This is a genomic window from Stenotrophomonas terrae, from assembly GCF_001431465.1.
In the GTDB taxonomy this organism is placed as follows: Bacteria; Pseudomonadota; Gammaproteobacteria; order Xanthomonadales; family Xanthomonadaceae; genus Stenotrophomonas; species Stenotrophomonas terrae.
The window spans coordinates 44097-61372 of sequence record NZ_LDJJ01000005.1; the positions used below are offsets into that span (position 1 = coordinate 44097).

17 protein-coding genes are annotated in these 17276 nt (G+C 65.3%); 8 read left to right on the forward strand and 9 right to left on the reverse strand.

Features of this window, described 5'->3' with window-relative positions:
* Positions 1–378 precede the first annotated feature (378 nt).
* From ABB27_RS01430 to ABB27_RS01455, 6 genes are read left to right on the forward strand one after another with little or no spacing between them, the layout of a single operon-like run.
* Entirely contained in the window at positions 379–3207 is a 2829-nt protein-coding gene (locus tag ABB27_RS01430) for a monovalent cation/H+ antiporter subunit A (RefSeq protein WP_057626446.1), read from the forward strand.
* Complete coding sequence (locus ABB27_RS01435; protein ID WP_057626447.1) at positions 3207–3587, forward strand: Na+/H+ antiporter subunit C; 381 nt, start codon at positions 3207–3209, stop codon at positions 3585–3587. The genes ABB27_RS01430 and ABB27_RS01435 overlap by 1 nt, the downstream gene beginning before the upstream one ends.
* Positions 3584–5134 (forward strand): monovalent cation/H+ antiporter subunit D, encoded by a 1551-nt coding sequence (locus ABB27_RS01440; RefSeq protein WP_057626448.1) that lies wholly within the window; start codon positions 3584–3586, stop codon positions 5132–5134. The genes ABB27_RS01435 and ABB27_RS01440 overlap by 4 nt, the downstream gene beginning before the upstream one ends.
* Positions 5131–5637, forward strand: coding sequence for a Na+/H+ antiporter subunit E (locus ABB27_RS01445; protein WP_057626449.1), 507 nt, complete (start codon positions 5131–5133; stop codon positions 5635–5637). The genes ABB27_RS01440 and ABB27_RS01445 overlap by 4 nt, the downstream gene beginning before the upstream one ends.
* 38 nt (positions 5638–5675) lie before the next feature.
* Positions 5676–5918 (forward strand): K+/H+ antiporter subunit F, encoded by a 243-nt coding sequence (locus tag ABB27_RS01450; protein ID WP_244479102.1) that lies wholly within the window; start codon positions 5676–5678, stop codon positions 5916–5918.
* Positions 5915–6250 (forward strand): Na+/H+ antiporter subunit G, encoded by a 336-nt coding sequence (locus ABB27_RS01455; protein ID WP_057626451.1) that lies wholly within the window; start codon positions 5915–5917, stop codon positions 6248–6250. The genes ABB27_RS01450 and ABB27_RS01455 overlap by 4 nt, the downstream gene beginning before the upstream one ends.
* 106 nt (positions 6251–6356) lie before the next feature.
* Here ABB27_RS01455 and ABB27_RS01460 read toward each other — a convergent pair whose 3' ends face one another.
* Both ABB27_RS01460 and ABB27_RS01465 read right to left on the reverse strand, forming a co-directional pair.
* The gene (locus ABB27_RS01460; RefSeq protein ID WP_057626452.1) at positions 6357–7310 is read right to left on the reverse strand and encodes a calcium/sodium antiporter; all 954 of its coding nucleotides are present in this window, start codon (positions 7308–7310) and stop codon (positions 6357–6359) included.
* A gap of 76 nt (positions 7311–7386) precedes the next feature.
* Positions 7387–7986 carry a lectin gene (locus tag ABB27_RS01465; RefSeq protein WP_152984378.1) on the reverse strand — a complete coding sequence of 200 codons (600 nt, stop codon included), beginning with the start codon at positions 7984–7986 and terminating at the stop codon, positions 7387–7389.
* A gap of 130 nt (positions 7987–8116) precedes the next feature.
* Between ABB27_RS01465 and ABB27_RS01470 the strand changes: the two genes are divergently transcribed.
* The gene (locus ABB27_RS01470) at positions 8117–8665 is read left to right on the forward strand and encodes a hypothetical protein (RefSeq protein WP_057626453.1); all 549 of its coding nucleotides are present in this window, start codon (positions 8117–8119) and stop codon (positions 8663–8665) included.
* A 1-nt stretch (position 8666) separates the two neighbouring features.
* Here ABB27_RS01470 and hmgA read toward each other — a convergent pair whose 3' ends face one another.
* From hmgA to hppD, 3 genes are all read right to left on the reverse strand, one after another.
* Positions 8667–9965, reverse strand: coding sequence for a homogentisate 1,2-dioxygenase (gene hmgA, locus ABB27_RS01475; protein ID WP_057626454.1), 1299 nt, complete (start codon positions 9963–9965; stop codon positions 8667–8669).
* 148 nt (positions 9966–10113) lie between these two features.
* Positions 10114–10512, reverse strand: coding sequence for an endonuclease domain-containing protein (locus tag ABB27_RS01480; protein ID WP_057626455.1), 399 nt, complete (start codon positions 10510–10512; stop codon positions 10114–10116).
* Between the two features lie 101 nt (positions 10513–10613).
* On the reverse strand, positions 10614–11723 hold the full coding sequence (hppD, locus tag ABB27_RS01485; RefSeq protein WP_057626515.1) for a 4-hydroxyphenylpyruvate dioxygenase: 1110 nt from the start codon (positions 11721–11723) through the stop codon (positions 10614–10616).
* 128 nt (positions 11724–11851) lie between these two features.
* On the opposite strand from hppD, the gene ABB27_RS01490 reads away from it, so the two are divergent.
* Positions 11852–12346: a MarR family winged helix-turn-helix transcriptional regulator gene (locus tag ABB27_RS01490; protein ID WP_057626456.1), complete on the forward strand. Its 495-nt coding sequence runs from the start codon at positions 11852–11854 to the stop codon at positions 12344–12346.
* Positions 12347–12359: 13 nt separating this feature from the next.
* Here the strand turns inward: ABB27_RS01490 and ABB27_RS01495 are convergent, their stop codons facing one another.
* The 4 genes from ABB27_RS01495 to ABB27_RS01510 form a co-directional block, all read right to left on the reverse strand.
* Positions 12360–13475, reverse strand: coding sequence for a hypothetical protein (locus ABB27_RS01495; protein WP_057626457.1), 1116 nt, complete (start codon positions 13473–13475; stop codon positions 12360–12362).
* Between the two features lie 301 nt (positions 13476–13776).
* Entirely contained in the window at positions 13777–14370 is a 594-nt protein-coding gene (locus tag ABB27_RS01500; protein WP_057626458.1) for a thioredoxin family protein, read from the reverse strand.
* A gap of 10 nt (positions 14371–14380) precedes the next feature.
* Positions 14381–15889 (reverse strand): peptide MFS transporter, encoded by a 1509-nt coding sequence (locus ABB27_RS01505; protein ID WP_057626459.1) that lies wholly within the window; start codon positions 15887–15889, stop codon positions 14381–14383.
* Between the two features lie 205 nt (positions 15890–16094).
* A complete protein-coding gene (locus ABB27_RS01510) occupies positions 16095–16955 on the reverse strand; it encodes a tryptophan 2,3-dioxygenase (RefSeq protein WP_057626460.1) in 861 nt (286 codons plus the stop codon).
* Positions 16956–17276: the final 321 nt, after the last annotated feature.

Sequence of the window (17276 nt, forward strand, 5' to 3'; positions counted from 1 at the left end):
AGCGGCGCGGCCCTGTAGTGCCGAGCCATGCTCGACAAGAGGCGTTACCGGTAAAGCTTCAGCCGAACGTGGCTCGGCTCTACCTCGGTGGTTCCGGTATTGCCTGCTTCGCGGTTTACGCCGCTCCCACAAACAGAGCGGGGGTTCCGGCATCGCCTGCTTCGCGGCTTACGCCGCTCCTACACGCTGTCAGCCCGCTCCGGCGGATCGGAGTGGGCTTTGGCAGCTCGCCATGACGCGGCACTTTTGCGTTACCCGGCCACAGCCACTGGCAGTACTGGCTTGGGCGATCTAACCCGAACGGATCATTCATAAAAAGTCGCTGATCGAAAAAATCGCCTGTTAGACTGCAAAACCCCTTTCTGAACCGCGCCCTACATGACGCCAGTCCTGTTGCTGCTGCTTGCGCTGCCCTTTCTGTTGGCAGCGGCCATCGCCCTGATAGGCCGCCTGTCCCGCGGGGCAGTCGCATGCATGGCGGCAGCCGCACCGGTGCTGGGCCTGGCCCTGCTCGGCAGCGTGACGCCGGCGGTGGTCGATGGCGAGGTGATCCGCAACAGCTGGCAATGGCTGTCGCAGATCGGCCTGGACTTCAGCCTGCGCCTGGATGGTTTGGCGTGGATGTTCACCGGTCTGGTGCTGGGCATCGGTGCGCTGGTGGTGCTGTACGCGCACTACTACCTGTCGGCTAAGGACAGCGCGCGTCGCTTCTATAGCTATCTGCTGCTGTTCATGGGCGCGATGCTGGGCATGGTGCTGGCCGGCAACCTGCTGCTGCTGATGGTGTTCTGGGAACTGACCAGCATCAGCTCGTTCCTGCTGATCGGCTTCTGGTCGCACCGCAAGGACGCCCGCGAGGGCGCGCGCATGGCCTTGATTGTCACCGGTGGCGGCGGCCTGGCGCTGCTGGCCGGCGTGCTGCTGATCGGCCGCATTGTCGGCAGTTTCGACCTGGACGTGGTGCTGGCCTCCGGTGACCTGATCCGCGCCAGCGCCTTGTACCCCTGGGCATTGCTGCTGGTACTGGCCGGTATCTTCACCAAGAGCGCGCAGTTCCCATTCCATTTCTGGCTGCCGCAGGCAATGGCCGCGCCTACCCCGGTGTCGGCCTACCTGCACTCGGCGACCATGGTGAAGGCCGGCGTGTTCCTGCTGGCGCGCCTGCACCCGGCCCTGGCCGGCACCGAACTGTTCTTCTACGTGGTCAGCGGCATCGGTGCGATCACCCTGCTGGTCGGCGCCTGGAATGCCATCTTCCAGCACGATCTCAAAGGCCTGCTGGCCTATTCGACGATCTCGCACCTGGGCCTGATCACCCTGCTGTTCGGCCTGTCCACGCCGATGGCGGTGGTCGCCGGCGTGTTCCACATCCTCAACCACGCCACCTTCAAGGCCTCGCTGTTCATGGCCGCCGGCATCATCGACCACGAGACCGGCACCCGCGACATGCGCAAGCTCGGCGGCCTGCGCAAGCTGATGCCAATCACCAGCGCGCTGGCCATCGTCGCCTCGCTGGCCATGGCCGGCATCCCGCTGCTCAACGGCTTCCTGTCCAAGGAAATGCTGTTCGCCGAAGCGCTGGCCACACAAGGCCCGGACTGGATGCGCTCGGCAATCAGCGCTGCCGCCCTGCTGGCCGGCGTACTCGGCGTGGCCTACAGCCTGCGTTTCGTCCACGACACCTTCTTCGGCAAGGGGCCGGTCGACATCGACGTGGTGCCGCATGAACCGCCGCGCTGGATGAAGGTGCCGGTGGAAGTGCTGGTGGTGATCTGCCTGGCGGTGGGCATTGCCCCGGCGCTGACCATCGCGCCGGTGCTGCAGACCGCGGCCGCTTCCATCCTGGGTGCCTCGATGCCGGCGTATAGCCTGTCGGTGTGGCATGGCTTCAACCTGCCGTTGGCGATGAGCGCGGTGGGCGTGGTCGGCGGCGTTGCGCTGTACTTCGGCCTGCGTCGTTTCACCGACCTGTACGCCGCGCGCAACCGCCCCACCGGCAAGCACCTGTTCCACCGCGCCCTCGACCTGCTGTTCGGCTTCGCCCACAGCGTCACCACCGCACTGGCCAATGGCAGCCTGCAGCGCATGTTGTTCGCCCTGGTGCTGGTGGCGGTGATCGTCGCCGCCGCGCCGTACATCGCCAACCCGGTCATGCCGGTGTGGCCGGCGCCGCAATCGTTGCCGCTGCTGGGCTGGACGCTGTGGCTGGTGATGCTGGCCTGCGCGTTTGCCGGCCTGTTCCTGTACCAGCAGCGCCTGCTGGCGGTGATTGTGATGGGCGGAACCGGCCTGATGGTGGCGCTGACCTTCGTGTTCCTGTCGGCCCCGGATCTGGCCCTGACCCAGTTGATGGTGGAGATGGTGACGCTGGCACTGATGCTGCTGGGCATGAACTACCTGCCGACGCAGTCACCGCCGGAGCACTCGCGCTGGCGCAAGCGCCGCGATGCGCTGCTCGCCATCGTTGCCGGCGTTGGCATCGCCGCGTTGGCCTACTCGTTGATGACCCTGCCGCCCAACACCATGTCCGGTGAGATGCTGCTGCGCTCCCTGCCCGAGGCCTATGGCCACAACGTGGTCAACGTGATCCTGGTCGACTTCCGCGGCTTCGATACCTTCGGCGAAATCACCGTGTTCGGCATCGCCGCGCTGGTGGTGCACGCCATGCTGCGACGCACGCGGATGGCGCCGGAACAGATCATGCCGGGCCCGCCGATCAAGCTGCCGGTGCCGGCCGATCTGGCCCAGATCATGTTCCCGCTGACCCTGACGGTGTCGATCTTCCTGTTCCTGCGCGGCCACAACGCGCCGGGTGGCGGTTTCATCGCCGGCCTGGTGCTGGCGGTGCCGCTGCTGATCCAGTACGTGATCCAGGGCACGGTGTCGGTGGAGTCGCGCTTCGGCTTCGATTACATCCGCTGCATCGGCCTGGGCCTGTTGATCGCCCTGCTCAGTGGCGTGGCCTCGATGCTGTTCGGCGTACCGTTCCTGACCAGTGGCCACCTGGACCTGGAGCTGCCCTTGATCGGTACCGTGCCGCTGGCCAGCGCCATTGGTTTTGATACCGGCGTGTACCTGGTGGTGTTCGGCGGGGTGATGCTGATCCTGTCGATGATGGGCACCATCAAGCCCTCGCGCACCCGCAATGCCCGCAATGGCGAAATCGATATCCACCGCCGTTCGGCACGCACCGGGGAGATGCACTGATGGAACTGGCACTGGCAAGCGCCATCGGCGTACTGGCTGGCATCGGCATCTACCTGTTGCTGCGCGCGCGCAGCTTCGACGTGATCCTGGGCATGACCTTCCTGTCCTACGCCACCAACCTGCTGATCTTCAGCGCAGGCCGGCCGGTGATCGGCAAGGCGCCGGTGCTCAAGGATGGCGTGGCCACCAGCCTGGCCCATTACACCGACCCACTGCCGCAGGCACTGGTGCTGACCGCTATCGTGATCGCCTTTGCGATGACCGCGGTGAGCATCGTGCTGGCCATGCGCAGCCGCAGCGACAACAACAGCGATCATGTCGACGCCCACGAGCCCGAATTGCCGGCTGACGATGCGGCCAAGCCGGGAGCCGGCGCATGAACCATCTGGTGATCCTGCCGATCCTGATCCCACTGCTCGGCGCCGCGTTGTCCCTTTTCATCGAGCACCGCCGCTACGGCCCCAAGGTGCAGCGCAGCGTGGCCTGGGCCAGCATGGCGGCGCTGGCGGTAGCAGTGGCATTGCTGGTCGCGCAGACCAGCCAGGGCCAGATCTCGGCCTACCTGCTGGGTGACTGGCCGGCGCGGCTGGGCATCGCCCTGGTGGCCGACGGCCTGGCCGGCTGGATGCTGGCCACCACCCTGCTGCTGGCCATCCCCTGCCTGCTGTACGCCTGCACCGGTTGGGACCGGCGCGCACCGCACTTCCATGCGCTGTTCCAGTTCCAGCTGGTCGGCCTCAATGGTGCCTTCCTGACCGGCGACATCTTCAACCTGTTTGTGTTCTTCGAGGTGATGCTGATCGCTTCCTACGGCCTGCTGCTGTCTGGCGGGCGCGGCCTGCGCATGCGCATCGGCCTGCATTACGTGGTGTTCAACGTCACCGCCTCGACCCTGTTCCTGATCGCGCTGGGCATGCTCTACGCCACCCTGGGCTCGTTGAACATGGCCGAGATCAGTCAGCGCATCATCGAGCTGCCGCCCTCGCACCTGAAGCTGGCCAAGGCCGCATTGGGTTTGTTGCTGCTGGTGTTCTGCTCCAAGGCGGCGCTGCTGCCGATGTACCTGTGGCTGCCCGAATCCTATGCACGTGCACCGGCGGCGGTGGCCGCGCTGTTCGTGATCATGACCAAGGTCGGGCTGTACTCGGTGCTGCGGGTGACCTCGCTGTGGTTCGACGCCGACGCCGGCGCGATGAGCGGCTATGGCAGCGACTGGCTGTTGTGGGCCGGCATCGCCACCCTGGTGGTTGGCGCACTGGGTGCGCTGGCAGCCACCCGCATGAGCGTGCTGGTGGCCTACCTGGTGGTGGTCTCGGCGGCGACGCTGTTCATCGCCTTTGCGCTGGGCAATGCCGGCACCATCTCCGCAGGCCTGTACTACCTGCCGCACAGCACCTTTGCCGCCGCGGCACTGTTCCTGATCGCCGACCTGATGCGCCGCCGGCGCGTGCAGGCCGACCGCCGCCGCGAGCATGAGCTGGCCGCCGTACTGCCGAGCAGGACCGTGCCGGGCCTGCTGTTCCTGGTCAGCGCGGTGGCCGTGGCCGGGTTGCCGCCACTGGCTGGGTTCCTGGCCAAGGCAGCGCTGCTGTCGGCGGTACCCGCCGCGCATACCGGCGTGGTCTGGACGGTGGTGCTGGGCAGCAGCCTGCTGGTGATCATGGGCCTGGCCCGTACCGGCATCCGCCTGTTCTGGCGCGTGCCCGGCGATGATGACGCCGCCATCCCGGACCCCGAACCCGTGGATGCACCAGCGCGCCCCTTTGAAACCACCGCCACCTGCCTGCTGCTGGGCTATGTGGTGCTGATGAGCGTGTTCGCCGCGCCGCTGATGCGCCAGACCGACGCCATCGCCGCGCAGCTGCTGGCACCGGATCAATACCTGCACGATGTACGCGGCACCGCGCCGCAGGTGAGGCAGCCATGAGCGAACGTCGCCCCTTGCTGCGCCGGGTATTCCCCTCGCCAGCCCTGTCGATCACCGTGGTCGCGTTCTGGATGGTGATGTCGTCCAGCTTCGACCTCGGCCAGCTGGTGCTGGGCCTGTTGCTGGGTGTGGTCATTCCCTTGTTCGCCGCCCGCCTGGACCGCGAGTTCGCCCGCCTCGGCACGCTGCGGCCAGTGCCCAAGCTGATCGCGGTGGTGCTGTGGGACATCCTGGTGTCCAACCTGCGCGTGGCCGCCCAGGTGCTGGGGCCCGAGCGCAAGCTCAAGCCGGGCTTCATCTGGGTGCCGCTGGATATCGCCAACATCCACGGTATCGCCGCACTGACCAGTTTCATCACCCTGACCCCGGGCACGGTATCGGCGGCGCTGTCCGAGGACCGCCGCCATCTGCTGGTGCATGTGCTGCACCTGGAAGATGCCAATGCCCTGATCAACGAGATCAAAAGCCGCTACGAAGCGCCGCTGATGGAGATCTTCCCGTGAACGGTTACCAGATATTCGAAACCACCCTGGTGGTCTGCATGCACCTGGTCGGCATCGCCATGCTGCTGTCGCTGTGGCGGCTGCTGCGCGGCCCGACCGTGCCGGACCGCATCCTGGCGCTGGACACCTTGTCGGTCACCGCCATCGCCGAGCTGATGTTGTTCGGCATGTACCTGGACTCGGCCATCTATTTCGAGGCGGCCCTGATCATCGCCATGCTGGGTTTCTGCAGCACGGTGGTGCTGAGCAAGTTCGTGCTGCGCAGGGATATCGTCGAATGATCACGTTTCTGCAGATTGCATTGTCGGCGCTGCTGGTCTTTGGCTGCTTCTTCATCCTGGTCGGCGCTCTCGGGCTGGTGCGTTTCTCCGATTTCTTCAAGCGCCTGCACGCCCCCACCAAGGCCAGCACGCTGGGCGTGGGCTGCGTGCTGGTGTGTTCGGTGGCGTATCACATCTTCCTCGGCCAGGACCCGCAGCCGCGCGAGCTGCTGATCACCGTATTCCTGTTCATCACCGCCCCGATCAGCGCCCACCTGATGGCCAAGGCGGCACTGTCGCTGATGATGGAAAGCCGCCCCGAGCCGCCGAAAGACGAGCAGAAAAGCCCGTAGGAGCGGCGTAAGCCGCGAAGTCAGCGCAAACCAAAGCGCCGACCGGGATGCAATTGCATGACACGCTGCCGCCGCTGTTGCAGTGGCTTCGCGGCTGACGCCGCTCCTACACGGCGAACAGCGCCAGCTCCAGCCCCACCCACGCAAGGAAGGCGACGAACAACACCGCGCCCTCGCCACGGCTGACCTTCAGGTCGCCTCGCAGCATCGGGTACAGCATCAGCACGAATACGATCGCCGCTGGCAACTCCAGGCGCACGAACGAGGCCGGCAACGGCATCGGCCGCAGTGCCGCCATGCCACCAATCACCACCAGCACATTGAACAGGCTGGAACCGATCACGTGGCCCACCACCATGTCGCCCTGACCGCGTCGTGCGGCGGCAATGGCGGCGGCCACTTCCGGCAGGGCCGTGCCAATGGCCACCGGCAGCAGGCCGGCCAGCAGCGGCGACATGCCCCAGCCAGCACCGATCACCGGTGCAGCCTGCACCACGAAGCGGGCGCCGTAGTACAACACCACCGCGGCGATGGCCAGGCGGATCAGGTTCAAGCCCAGGCCGGTGCGGGTGGTGGCGTAATTGATGATGCTTTCCTGCAACGCCACTGGCTCGTGCCGTGCGCGCTTGAGCAGGAAGGCCAGCACGCCGACAAAACCCAGCAGCAGCACGCTGCCTTCGATGCGGTTGATCGCACCGTCCAGGCCAAACACGATCAGCGCCAGCGTTGCCACCGCCAGCAGCACCAGCAGGGGCGAGAGCAGGCGGGTGCGCACGACCAGCGGGTAGGCCAGTGCCGCCAGGCCCAGGGTCAGGCCAACATTGACGATGTTGCTGCCAACCGCATTGCCCAGCGCCAGTTCCTGCGCGCCCACCGCGAAGGCGCGGATATTGACCACCAGCTCCGGCAGCGAGGTGCCGAAGGCCACCAGCAACAAGCCGGCAACGAACGGCGAGGCGCCGAAACGCTGGGCCAGGCCGGAGGCGGCCTTGACGATGGAGTCGCCGCCCAAGGCCAGCAGCACCAGCCCCAGCACAAACCATATGAAAGCTTCGAACATTGCAGCTGACTCCCGGCGTTGATGACGGCAGTGGTGGGGCGATGCCCGCGCTACCGCCCGTTGCCGCAGCAGGGTATCAGCCGCAGCCTTCCACGTAATCCACCTGCGGCGGCAGGCCTACCCGCCATACCGTGGCCTTGCCGTCGGCGCCCAACTCGAACACCAGTGCACCCTGGCTGCCGTCGGTGGCCGGTACTCGCAGGACCTTGCCGTCGGCGACGTACTTGTGCGGCTGCACCGGCTCGGCCTGCGGGTAAAGCGCCTGCAGTTGCGCCAGATCCATGCCGATCCTGCCGCCACCCGGCGCCGCGGTATCACCACCGCGCACGTCATAACGGACGAAGCGACCGCCTTCCAGCATGAAGAACGGACCGCCCTCGCTGTGCGCAGCCGGCGACAGGTAGTAACAGGCGCCGTCGGCACCCGCCTCACCCTGCAACTCGCTGCCCCAGACCGCACGTAGCTGTTCGGCATCGATGCCGAGCTGGGCGGCGCCATAACCCTGCCAATCGGCATCGCTGCCTGCCACCGGCGCGGTGCTGGCCGGTGATGGTGCCGGCGCTGCTGCGGGCGTGGCCGCAGGTTCGGCAGCTGGCGGCTCGGCGGGCGGCGTGCGCTGGCAGGCCACCAGCAACACAGCGGCGAACAGTGAGATCGGCAGGCTTGTGCGCTTCATGCTGTGGCTCCAGGCAGGTCCGGGGCCGAGTCTAGCGGCAAGCATGGCCACCGCGCGCGAAGACCGTTGTCATCGTGGTTTCACCTGATGGCGACAGGCTGGGCGCCTACGTCGCCCGTGCCCACCGCCCATGCATCCGCACAAGACCGAACTTGGCCACACCGTGCTGCAGACGCACCGTGCCGCGCTGGACCTGCGGCAACGGCGGGCGCTGATCCTGTGCGATGGCAAACGCAGCCTGGCCGAACTGAGCGGCATGCTCGGCAATGATGTCCCCGAGCTGATCGCGCAGCTGCGCCGCGAGGGCTACCTGCAGGCCGATGCAGCCCCTGCCCCGCTGGCCGTGCCCCCCGCGCCGGCTGCGGTGACCGCTGCACCCGCTTCCACTCCGGCAACGCCACCGGCCAGTGTGGAACGGCGGCGCTCGATGGTCGCCGCGCGCATCTATGTGCTGGATATCCTGGCATTGCAGCGCAACCCCACTGCCGCCCAGCTGCACAAGCTGTTGCAGGCGGCGCGCGAGGAAGGCGATACGGTCAATGCACTGAAGCTGGCGCTCAGCCACCTGCCGGCGATGACCTCGGCGGGCTACACCGAGCGCGTGCGCGGGCGACTGCAGGAAGTGCTGCCCGAGGCGCATCTGACAGCGGTGCTGGAAGCAGCACCGCTGCCGGCCTGACTCAGCCCTTGGGCGGAGTGAAGTTGTTACGCAGCCCGCTCCAGCAGGCCTGGTAGCCACGCTGGCGGTGCGCGGCCTGCATCGCCTGTTCGGTCGGGCGGATCACGCCACGGGTTTCGAACATGAAGGCCATGGTGTCCTTGATCACGTCGGGCTTGGACAGGTCGGCCTGCGAGGCCTTGTCGAAGGTAGCCGCATCCGGGCCATGGCCGGTCATGCAGTTGTGTATCGACGCGCCACCCGGCACGAAGCCCTCGGCCTTGGCGTCGTAGGCGCCGTGGATCAGGCCCATGAACTCGCTGGCGATGTTGCGGTGGAACCACGGCGGCCGGAAGGTGTTCTGCGCCACCAGCCAACGCGGCGGGAAGATCACGAAATCCAGGTTGCTGGTGCCCGGCGTGTCGCTGGCCGAATGCAGCACCAGGAAGATCGACGGATCCGGGTGGTCGTAGCTGATCGAGCCGATGGTGTTGAAGTTGCGCAGGTCGTAGCGGTACGGCGCGTAGTTGCCGTGCCAGCCCACCACGTCCAGCGGCGAGTGGCCGATGTCCGCGCGCCACAGCCGGCCCTGGAACTTGGCGACCAGCTCGAACTGACCATCGAGGTTTTCGTAGGCAGCAACCGGCGTTTCAAAGTCACGCGGATTGGCCAGGCCGTTGCTGCCGATCGGGCCGAGGTCGGGCAGCTTCAACAGCGCGCCGAAGTTCTCGCACACATAGCCGCGCGCCTGCCCGTCGGGTAGTTCAACCGCGAAGCGCACGCCGCGCGGAATCACCGCGATCTGCTGCGGCTCGATCTCGATCAGGCCCATCTCGGTACGCAGACGCAACCGGCCCAGCTGCGGCACGATCAGCAGCTCGCCGTCGGCGTTGTAGAAATAGCGCCCGCGCATGTCGGCATTGGCGGCATACAGGTGGATGCCGGCACCGGCATGGGCTTCGGCCGAGCCGTTGCCGCCCATCGTGTACAGGCCATCGATGAAATCGGTGGGCGTGGCCGGCAGCGGCAGCGGATCCCAGCGCAGCTGGTTGGGCGAGGCCGCAGCGTGGCTGAAATCGCTGTGCAGATGCGGCTGCTCGAACGGGGTGAACTCACCGTGCATCGCCGCCGGGCGGATGCGGTACAGCCAGCTGCGGCGGTTGCTGCCACGCGGCGCGGTGAACGCAGTGCCGGTCAGCTGTTCGGCATACAGCCCGTGCGCCACCTGCTGCGGCGAATTGCGACCCACCGGCAAGGTGCCGGGCACAGCCTCGGTGGCGAATTCATTGCCGAAGCCGGATTGATAAGCGTTGCTGACCATCACGAACCTGCCTGTGTTGTTACGTTGAAGCCCCTCTCCCTGCGGGAGAGGGGTTGGGGTGAGGGTAAGAGCTGGAACATTGCCGCTTAAAGCCCCTCTCCCCCCGGGAAAGGGGTTGGGGGGAGGGTAAGAGCTGAAGCATTGCCGCTTAAAGCCCCTCTCCCCCCGGGAGAGGGGTTGGGGTGAGGGTTAGGCTTTCAGCCATCATCAAAATGGCTTCCAGCACCGCATCCACCTGCAGCAGCACATCGTTGTCCCAGAAGCGCAATACGGTCAAACCTTGCTGCTCGAGAAAGCGAGTGCGTACGCGATCGACGTCTTCATTGTGCTGTGAGCCATCGAGCTCCACCACCAACCGCCTGGCCTCACAGTAAAAATCCACGATATACGGCGGAACCGGATGCTGTCTGCGAAACTTCAACCCACACAGCTGGCCGTTCCTCAACCGGTTCCAGAGCTTGCGCTCGGCGTCGGTCAGATTACGACGAAGCCTGCGGGCGCGGCCCAGAGTAACGGTGGGTAACGGCGGTTTGCTGCTGTAGCTCATGAAGCGGCCTCCTTGCGCCTTTCATGATCTTTAGCAGCTTCGCCCTCACCCCAACCCCTCTCCCGACGGGAGAGGGGCTATGTCCTATAGCGCGTTACGCCTTACAGCACGCCACGGTCCATCTGGTCGCGCTCGATGCTCTCGAACAGGGCCTGGAAGTTGCCCTCGCCAAAACCTTCATTGCCCTTGCGCTGGATGATCTCGAAGAAGATCGGGCCGATGCAGTTCTTGGTGAAGATCTGCAGCAGCTTGCGCTGCTTGGTTTCCGGGTCGGCGTCGATCAGGATCTTGTTGCGGCGCAGGCGCTCGACGTCTTCGCCATTGTTCGGAATGCGCAGATCAACTACGTCGAAGTAGGTGTCCGGCGTATCCAGGAAATCAATGCCCTGCGCGCGCATCGCTTCGACCGTGTCGTAGATGTTGTCGGTGAAGCAGGCGATGTGCTGGATGCCCTCGCCCTTGTAGGCGTCGAGGTATTCGTTGATCTGGCTCTTCGGGTCGGAGGACTCGTTGAGCGGGATGCGCACGATGCCGTCCGGGGCGGTCATCGCCTTGGACACCAGGCCGGTCTTGGCGCCCTTGATGTCGAAGTAGCGGATCTCGCGGAAGTTGAACAGGCGCTCGTAGTAATCCGACCACTGCTGCATGTTGCCCAGGTACAGATTGTGGGTCAGGTGGTCGATGAAGGTCAGGCCGAAGCCAACCGGGTTCTGGTCGGCGCCTTCAATGGCCTCGTAGTCGGCGTCATAGATGCTGCCGGCACCGCCGTAACGGTCCACCAGGTACAGCATGCAGTCGCCGATGCCCTTGATCACCGGCGCCGGCACCGCGCGGGTTTCCGGCAGCAGGTCCACTTCCTCGGCACCGTTGGCCAGGGCCAGGGAAAGCACCTCGGCGGCCGGCTTCTGGAAGCGGATGGCGAAGCCACAGGCGCTCGGGCCGTGCTTGGCGGCGAAGTCGGCGGCGAACGAGTTGGGCTCCTCGTTCACAAGAAAGTTGACGCCGCCTTGACGGTAGACGGTAATAGCACGCTGCCGGTGGCGGAGTACGGCCGTGAACCCCATGTTCTTGAAGTAGGCGTGCAGCTGGGCAGCCTGCCCAGCCGGTGCGGCGAACTCGACGAACTCAAAACCATCGATGCCCATCGGGTTTTCAAAGGTGGTGACCTGCATGCCCAGGTTGGGCGCGTTGGATGCAGTAGGGGTGTTCATGGTGGCCTCCGGGAGCATGGCGGTCGCCGGGGTACCGGCGATGAAAACAGGAAGATCCGCCGCAAAAAAGCGGGTCTGGACCGAAGGTTATAGTTTCACATGAAACCACCATCAAGGTGCACTGCAGCATGAGCTCTTCCGATTACAGCAAGTCCACCAGCATCCGCGCCTCGCACGTGTTGCTGGATCTTGAGCAGTTCCTGCCTTACCGCATCAGCGTGCTGTCCAACCGGGTCAGCGGCAACATCGCCCGGCTGTACGGCGAGCGCTATGGCCTGGCCATTCCCGAATGGCGGGTGATCACCATCCTGGCGCTGTATCCGGGTTCCTCGGCCAGCGAAGTGTCCGAGCGCACGGCGATGGACAAGGTGGCGGTCAGCCGCGCGGTGGCGCGCCTGCTGGAGCGTGGCTTCATCAAACGCGAGACCCACGGCGATGACCGTCGCCGCTCGGTGCTGGCCTTGTCGGCCGCAGGCTTTGAAGTCTACGAAACCATCGCGCCGATGGTGATCGAGATGGAACGCCGGCTGATGTCAGCGCTCACCGAGGAAGAAGAACAGGTACTCGAACGCCTGATCACGCGCCTGGCCGATGCCGGTCTGCAGCGCATGAACGAGGGTTGATCGTCGCCGACGATCAACTCAGGTGCTTGCGCCGCGCATAGATCCACGGCGCGGCAAGGGCCGCGATCGCACCACCTGCAAAACCCAATGCCGCCGCCACCGCCGCCGCTTCCACGCGGCCCGGCAAGGCCAGTGCTGCAAGCAGCAACAGGCCGGCCGGCAGGCCGATGAACGAGGTCAGGAAGAACCGCCAGCGCGGCACCCAGGTGTGCAGCTGCATCAGGCTGGCGCCGGTCCAGGCATCGTTGGCCTGGTCACGCCCGATTTTGTCCACAAGCTTGACCAGGTCAACCTCGGCAGCCGCCTTGCCCATCCGTGCCAGGGCCAAGGCCGCGCCAACTTCGCTTGGATCCGGCCAATTTGAAGGCCATGCCTGCGGCGCGGCAACCCCATAAGCGGTCAACAACGGCAGCGACAAGGCGGGCACCGGCAGCGCGCGCAGCCGCCGCTTGTCCATCACGCACCAGAACTGGGTCAGGCCATCATGGTTGACCTGGTACAACGCCAACTGCTCCGGCGCCGGATACGGCAGCGCGGTGACCCGCGCCGCCATCGATTCCAGCCCCATCGCACGCAGGAAGCCGACCCGGCTGCGGCCACTCTGGGCCCAACCCAGGCCCAGCGGCGACAGCAGCATGACCTCGGCGTGATCGCTGGTACCGCTGTTGCCCCGCTCATCGCTGGCCAGATAGCTGGACAACGAATTGGGCTCGGCCACGTCGGCCTTGCCCCAGCGCTGCGAATGGCCCAGCAGGAACTTCAACGGCACCCGCGCGGCAACGGTTTCGCCGCGCACGCTGTCGGAGGCAAACGGCACCACGCTGGCGACGAAGGCGCGCAGCTCGTTGCCCGGCGAGGCACTCCACTCCGGCGGCAGCAGGCCGGCGAGCAGGCCATTGCGCGCCAGCTGGTCGATCTGTTCCTTCTGCTCGACCAGCCGTGTCACTGCCGACTGCAACATGATGTTGGGCGGTACCGCGGCCTGCGGTAGCCGGTAGCGCGGCGGCGGCGCGGGTTCTTCCGGCGCTGCGCTTTCGTCCAGCAATTCCTCCACCGAAGGCAGTTGGGTGCCGGAGAGCGCCTGCTCGGCGGTCGCGGTGCTGGAATCGGGGCTGGCAGCTGGCGGCATGGTGAGAAGGCGAAAGCCGGATGCAGAGGGATTGATCCGTTAGCGGCCGCGCGCGGAGGAAATGAAGATTACGGTTGTGGCTTTACCCCCTCCCTTGCGCCTAGCGCAGAGGAGGGCTGGGGAGGGGTGCTTTGGCTTTGGCTTTGGCTTTGGCTTTGGCTTTGGCTTTGGCTTTGGCTTTGCTGCCAGCAAACAGCAAAATCAAAGGCCCCCCTCCCCAACCCTCCCCTGCGCTAGGCGCAAGGGAGGGGGCAAAAAAAAACGGCGCCTTTCGGCGCCGTTTTTCTATCCGCAACCCGGCTTACTTCGCCGGCGGCGCCCATTGCTTGAGGAAGGCATCGAACTTGGCGCGGTCATAGCCCTTGCCCTTCTCCAGATCCCCGGTGAACTGCGAATGCAGCAGCTGGCCCTCGGCGTCCAGCACGAACAGATGCGGATAGCCCTTGATCTCCGGGAAGCGCGCCAGGAATTCGGCGTTCTCGTTCTCGGGACTGTAGTTCACCTTCATCCACACGTAGTTGGCATCGCGGAAGCGGCGCAGCTCCGAATCACCTTCCATGAAGGCGTCCAGCAGATGGCACCAAGAACACCACTCGCCGCCCACGTCCAGCATGATCCGCTTGCCGCCGCGCTGGGCCTCGACCTTGGCCGTTTCCAGGTCCGCGACCGGGTCACGGGCCGGATCGAACTGGGCGTTGAGCCCGGCCACCGCAGCGATATCCGCTGCGGTGGGGGTATTGCCCGAGGCCACCGGTTGGCTGGTGTCAGCCACCGGCGCCTTCTGCTCGGAGGTATCCAGTGGCTGCACCTTCTCCGGCGCGGCAGGCGGTGGTTGATTGCAGCCAGCCAGCGCCACGGTAAGCAACAGGGGAACCATTCCGAACAGCTGTTTCATCGCAGACTCCTTACTTCACACCGTGCATCAGTTTCTGCACCAGCGGGGCGATCAGGAACAGCAGCACGCCACCACCGATCAGGATCCAGAAGCCCATCGTGTAACCGGCATGGGCCGACTGCACGGTCATGCCACCGGCGCCGCTGACGTGGCCTGCAAACAGACCGGCCAGATTGTTGCCGATGCCGGTGGACAGGAACCAGCCACCCATCGCGAAACCGACCAGCCGTACCGGCGCCAGCTTGGTCACCATCGACAGACCAATCGGCGACAGGCACAGCTCACCGATGGACTGGATCCAGTAGACCGCGAACAGGGTCCAGAACGGGATCTTGTTGGTGCCCGGCTCGAGCAGGCTGGACAGGGCGAACATCAGCAGCAGGAAGGCCAGGCCGTTGAAGATCAGGCCCAGGCCGAACTTGCGCGGGATCGACGGATTGGCCTTGCCCAGGCGCACCCACAGCCAGGCCAAGACCGGCGCCAGGGTGATGATGGCAATCGAGTTGACCGACTGGAACCAGGCGGTCGGGAAGGTCCAGTCACCGAACTGGCGGTCGACGATGCGATCGGCCAGGAAGGTGAAGGAGCTTCCGGCCTGTTCGAAGAACATCCAGAACAGCACGTTGAAGGTGAAGATGATCAGCATCGCGATCACCCGGTTGCGCGCAACCTTGCCTTCGCGCACGCCTTCAACCAGCAGCATGATGCCCAGGCCGATGAACATGATGGTGAGGATCACCTGCAGCACGTTGGCACCGGCATTGAGCAGGCCGTACATCACCGGGATGGCAACCAGGCAGGCGATGGCGGTCTTGATCACCGGGCCACTGCCCTGCTTGTCCGGCAGCGGTGCGCCGATGCCCTTGAGGTGGTGGCGTTCGAACTGGAACCACACCAGGCTGATCAGCATGCCGACGCCCGAGGCGATGAACACCATCTTGTAGGCCGGCATGGCGTCGGTGCCGAACACCTTCTGCGCCAGGATCTGGGTGAGGATCGGCGAGATCATCGCACCCATGTTGATGCCCATGTAGAAGATGGTGAAGCCCGAATCGCGGCGTTCGTCATCCAGCTTGTAGAGCTTGCCCACCATCGTGGAGATGTTCGGCTTGAACAGGCCGTTGCCGACGATGATCGTGGCCAGGCCCAGGTTGAAGATCTGATGGTTGGGAATGGCGATCATGAACAGGCCGGCCGCCATGATCACCGCGCCCATCAGGATCGAGCGTTGGTAACCGATGATCCGGTCAGCGGCATAGCCACCGAAAATGGCGCCCGCATACACCAGCGCCAGGTAGGCACCGTAGGTGTGGCTGGCCGATTCTTCGCCCTTGGCGTCGCCGCCAAAGAACTGCGCCACGATGTACAACACCAGTGCCCAGCGGATGCCGTAGAACGCAAAGCGTTCCCAGAACTCGGTCATGAACAGCATCCACAGCGGACGCGGATGGCCGAGGGTGGTCTTGAACTCCGGCACGGGCGCCGGGGTTGATGCGGAATTCGGCGCGGCAGCGCTCATGCGGTGTCCCCTGATCGTTTGGGCAAATACAAAAAGTCGGCCGGAACCGGCGCGACGGGCGAGGATCACAGAAGCGTCGGCTTCACGTCAAATACATACTGCTGCAACCAACGGCTGCGCCGGGCCTGTGCCGGACCATCAGCACCCACTCGCGGGTGCTGCGCAAGTTTCTGAATAGGTTGGGTTTTCAACCCTGGCGGCGGCCTCAGCCGTCGGCCCGGATGGTGGTGCGCACCTCGAACAACTCGGGGAAGAAGGTCAGTTCCAGTGCCTGCCGCAGGAAGCCCACGCCGCTGGAACCGCCGGTACCGCGCTTGAAACCGATCACCCGCATCACCGTACGCATATGCCGGAAGCGCCATAGCTGGAACTGGGTTTCCAGGTCCACCAGGTCTTCGCACAGCGAGTACTCACGCCAATAACGGTCGGTGTCCTGATAGATGTTCTCGAACACCTGGCGCAGGGCCGGGTCGCTGACGTGGGGCTGGGTCCAGTCGTGGCCCTCGTAGGTCGCCGGGATGGCATGGCCGAAGCGGGCCAGGTAGGCCAGGAACTCCTCATACAGGCTGGGCGCCTCCAGCACCTCGCGCAGCTGCGCCTGCCCTTCCGGGTCGTGGGCGAACACGCTGAGCATGTCAGCGTTCTTGTTGCCCAGCAGGAACTCGATATAGCGGTACTGCAGCGACTGGAAGCCCGAGGACGGGCCCAGCACGTCGCGGAAGCCCATGTATTCGGACGGGGTCAGGGTTTCCAGCACCGCCCACTGCTCGGTCAGCAGGCGCAGTACCTGCTTGGCCCGCGCCAGCACCTTGCGGCACTGCCAGACCTCGTCCCGCTGCATATGGCCGCGCGCCGCGCGCAGCTCATGGGCCAGCAGCTTGAGCCACAGCTCCGAGGTCTGGTGCTGGATGATGAACAGCATTTCGTCGTGATGCGGCGGGTTGGACAGCGGCTGCTGGGCGCCCAGTAGCTGGTCCAGGCGCAGATAGCCGCCGTAGGTGAGCCGGCCCTGCAGGTCGGTATGGATACCGGCTTCGAGCTCACGCTGGTTCTTTTCTACGGTCATCGGCCTGGCCATCGGATGGGGCGGCAAGGGTAACGCAGGCTACGCCATCTGCCCCTCCCTTTTGCCACAGGCAAAGGGGAGGGTTGGGGAGGGGTAAGCCCTTCGCGGCCTGATCCGGTGCCGGCTTCGCGGCTTATGCCGCTCCCACAAAAAAAAATCGGCACTGACATGTAGAGCCGAGCCATGCTCGGCTGGGGCTTTCCCGGTAAGGCCTCTGCCGAGCATGGCTCGGCACTACCTTCCTCTCCGCTGCCGGGCATGACTCGGCACTACTGGTCGGCCCTTCCCGCGCAAACGGAATCGAAACACGCGTGAAGCCAA

Excerpts from the sequence above, each read along its gene's own strand:
- ABB27_RS01430 (WP_057626446.1), top strand. The coding sequence starts at position 379 with ATGACGCCAGTCCTGTTGCTGCTGCTTGCGCTGCCCTTTCTGTTGGCA.
- ABB27_RS01435 (WP_057626447.1), top strand. The coding sequence starts at position 3,207 with ATGGAACTGGCACTGGCAAGCGCCATCGGCGTACTGGCTGGCATCGGC.
- ABB27_RS01440 (WP_057626448.1), top strand. The coding sequence starts at position 3,584 with ATGAACCATCTGGTGATCCTGCCGATCCTGATCCCACTGCTCGGCGCC.
- ABB27_RS01445 (WP_057626449.1), top strand. The coding sequence starts at position 5,131 with ATGAGCGAACGTCGCCCCTTGCTGCGCCGGGTATTCCCCTCGCCAGCC.
- ABB27_RS01450 (WP_244479102.1), top strand. The coding sequence starts at position 5,676 with ATGCACCTGGTCGGCATCGCCATGCTGCTGTCGCTGTGGCGGCTGCTG.
- ABB27_RS01455 (WP_057626451.1), top strand. The coding sequence starts at position 5,915 with ATGATCACGTTTCTGCAGATTGCATTGTCGGCGCTGCTGGTCTTTGGC.
- ABB27_RS01460 (WP_057626452.1), bottom strand. The coding sequence starts at position 7,310 with ATGTTCGAAGCTTTCATATGGTTTGTGCTGGGGCTGGTGCTGCTGGCC.
- ABB27_RS01465 (WP_152984378.1), bottom strand. The coding sequence starts at position 7,986 with ATGAAGCGCACAAGCCTGCCGATCTCACTGTTCGCCGCTGTGTTGCTG.
- ABB27_RS01470 (WP_057626453.1), top strand. The coding sequence starts at position 8,117 with ATGCATCCGCACAAGACCGAACTTGGCCACACCGTGCTGCAGACGCAC.
- hmgA (WP_057626454.1), bottom strand. The coding sequence starts at position 9,965 with ATGGTCAGCAACGCTTATCAATCCGGCTTCGGCAATGAATTCGCCACC.
- ABB27_RS01480 (WP_057626455.1), bottom strand. The coding sequence starts at position 10,512 with ATGAGCTACAGCAGCAAACCGCCGTTACCCACCGTTACTCTGGGCCGC.
- hppD (WP_057626515.1), bottom strand. The coding sequence starts at position 11,723 with ATGAACACCCCTACTGCATCCAACGCGCCCAACCTGGGCATGCAGGTC.
- ABB27_RS01490 (WP_057626456.1), top strand. The coding sequence starts at position 11,852 with ATGAGCTCTTCCGATTACAGCAAGTCCACCAGCATCCGCGCCTCGCAC.
- ABB27_RS01495 (WP_057626457.1), bottom strand. The coding sequence starts at position 13,475 with ATGCCGCCAGCTGCCAGCCCCGATTCCAGCACCGCGACCGCCGAGCAG.
- ABB27_RS01500 (WP_057626458.1), bottom strand. The coding sequence starts at position 14,370 with ATGAAACAGCTGTTCGGAATGGTTCCCCTGTTGCTTACCGTGGCGCTG.
- ABB27_RS01505 (WP_057626459.1), bottom strand. The coding sequence starts at position 15,889 with ATGAGCGCTGCCGCGCCGAATTCCGCATCAACCCCGGCGCCCGTGCCG.
- ABB27_RS01510 (WP_057626460.1), bottom strand. The coding sequence starts at position 16,955 with ATGACCGTAGAAAAGAACCAGCGTGAGCTCGAAGCCGGTATCCATACC.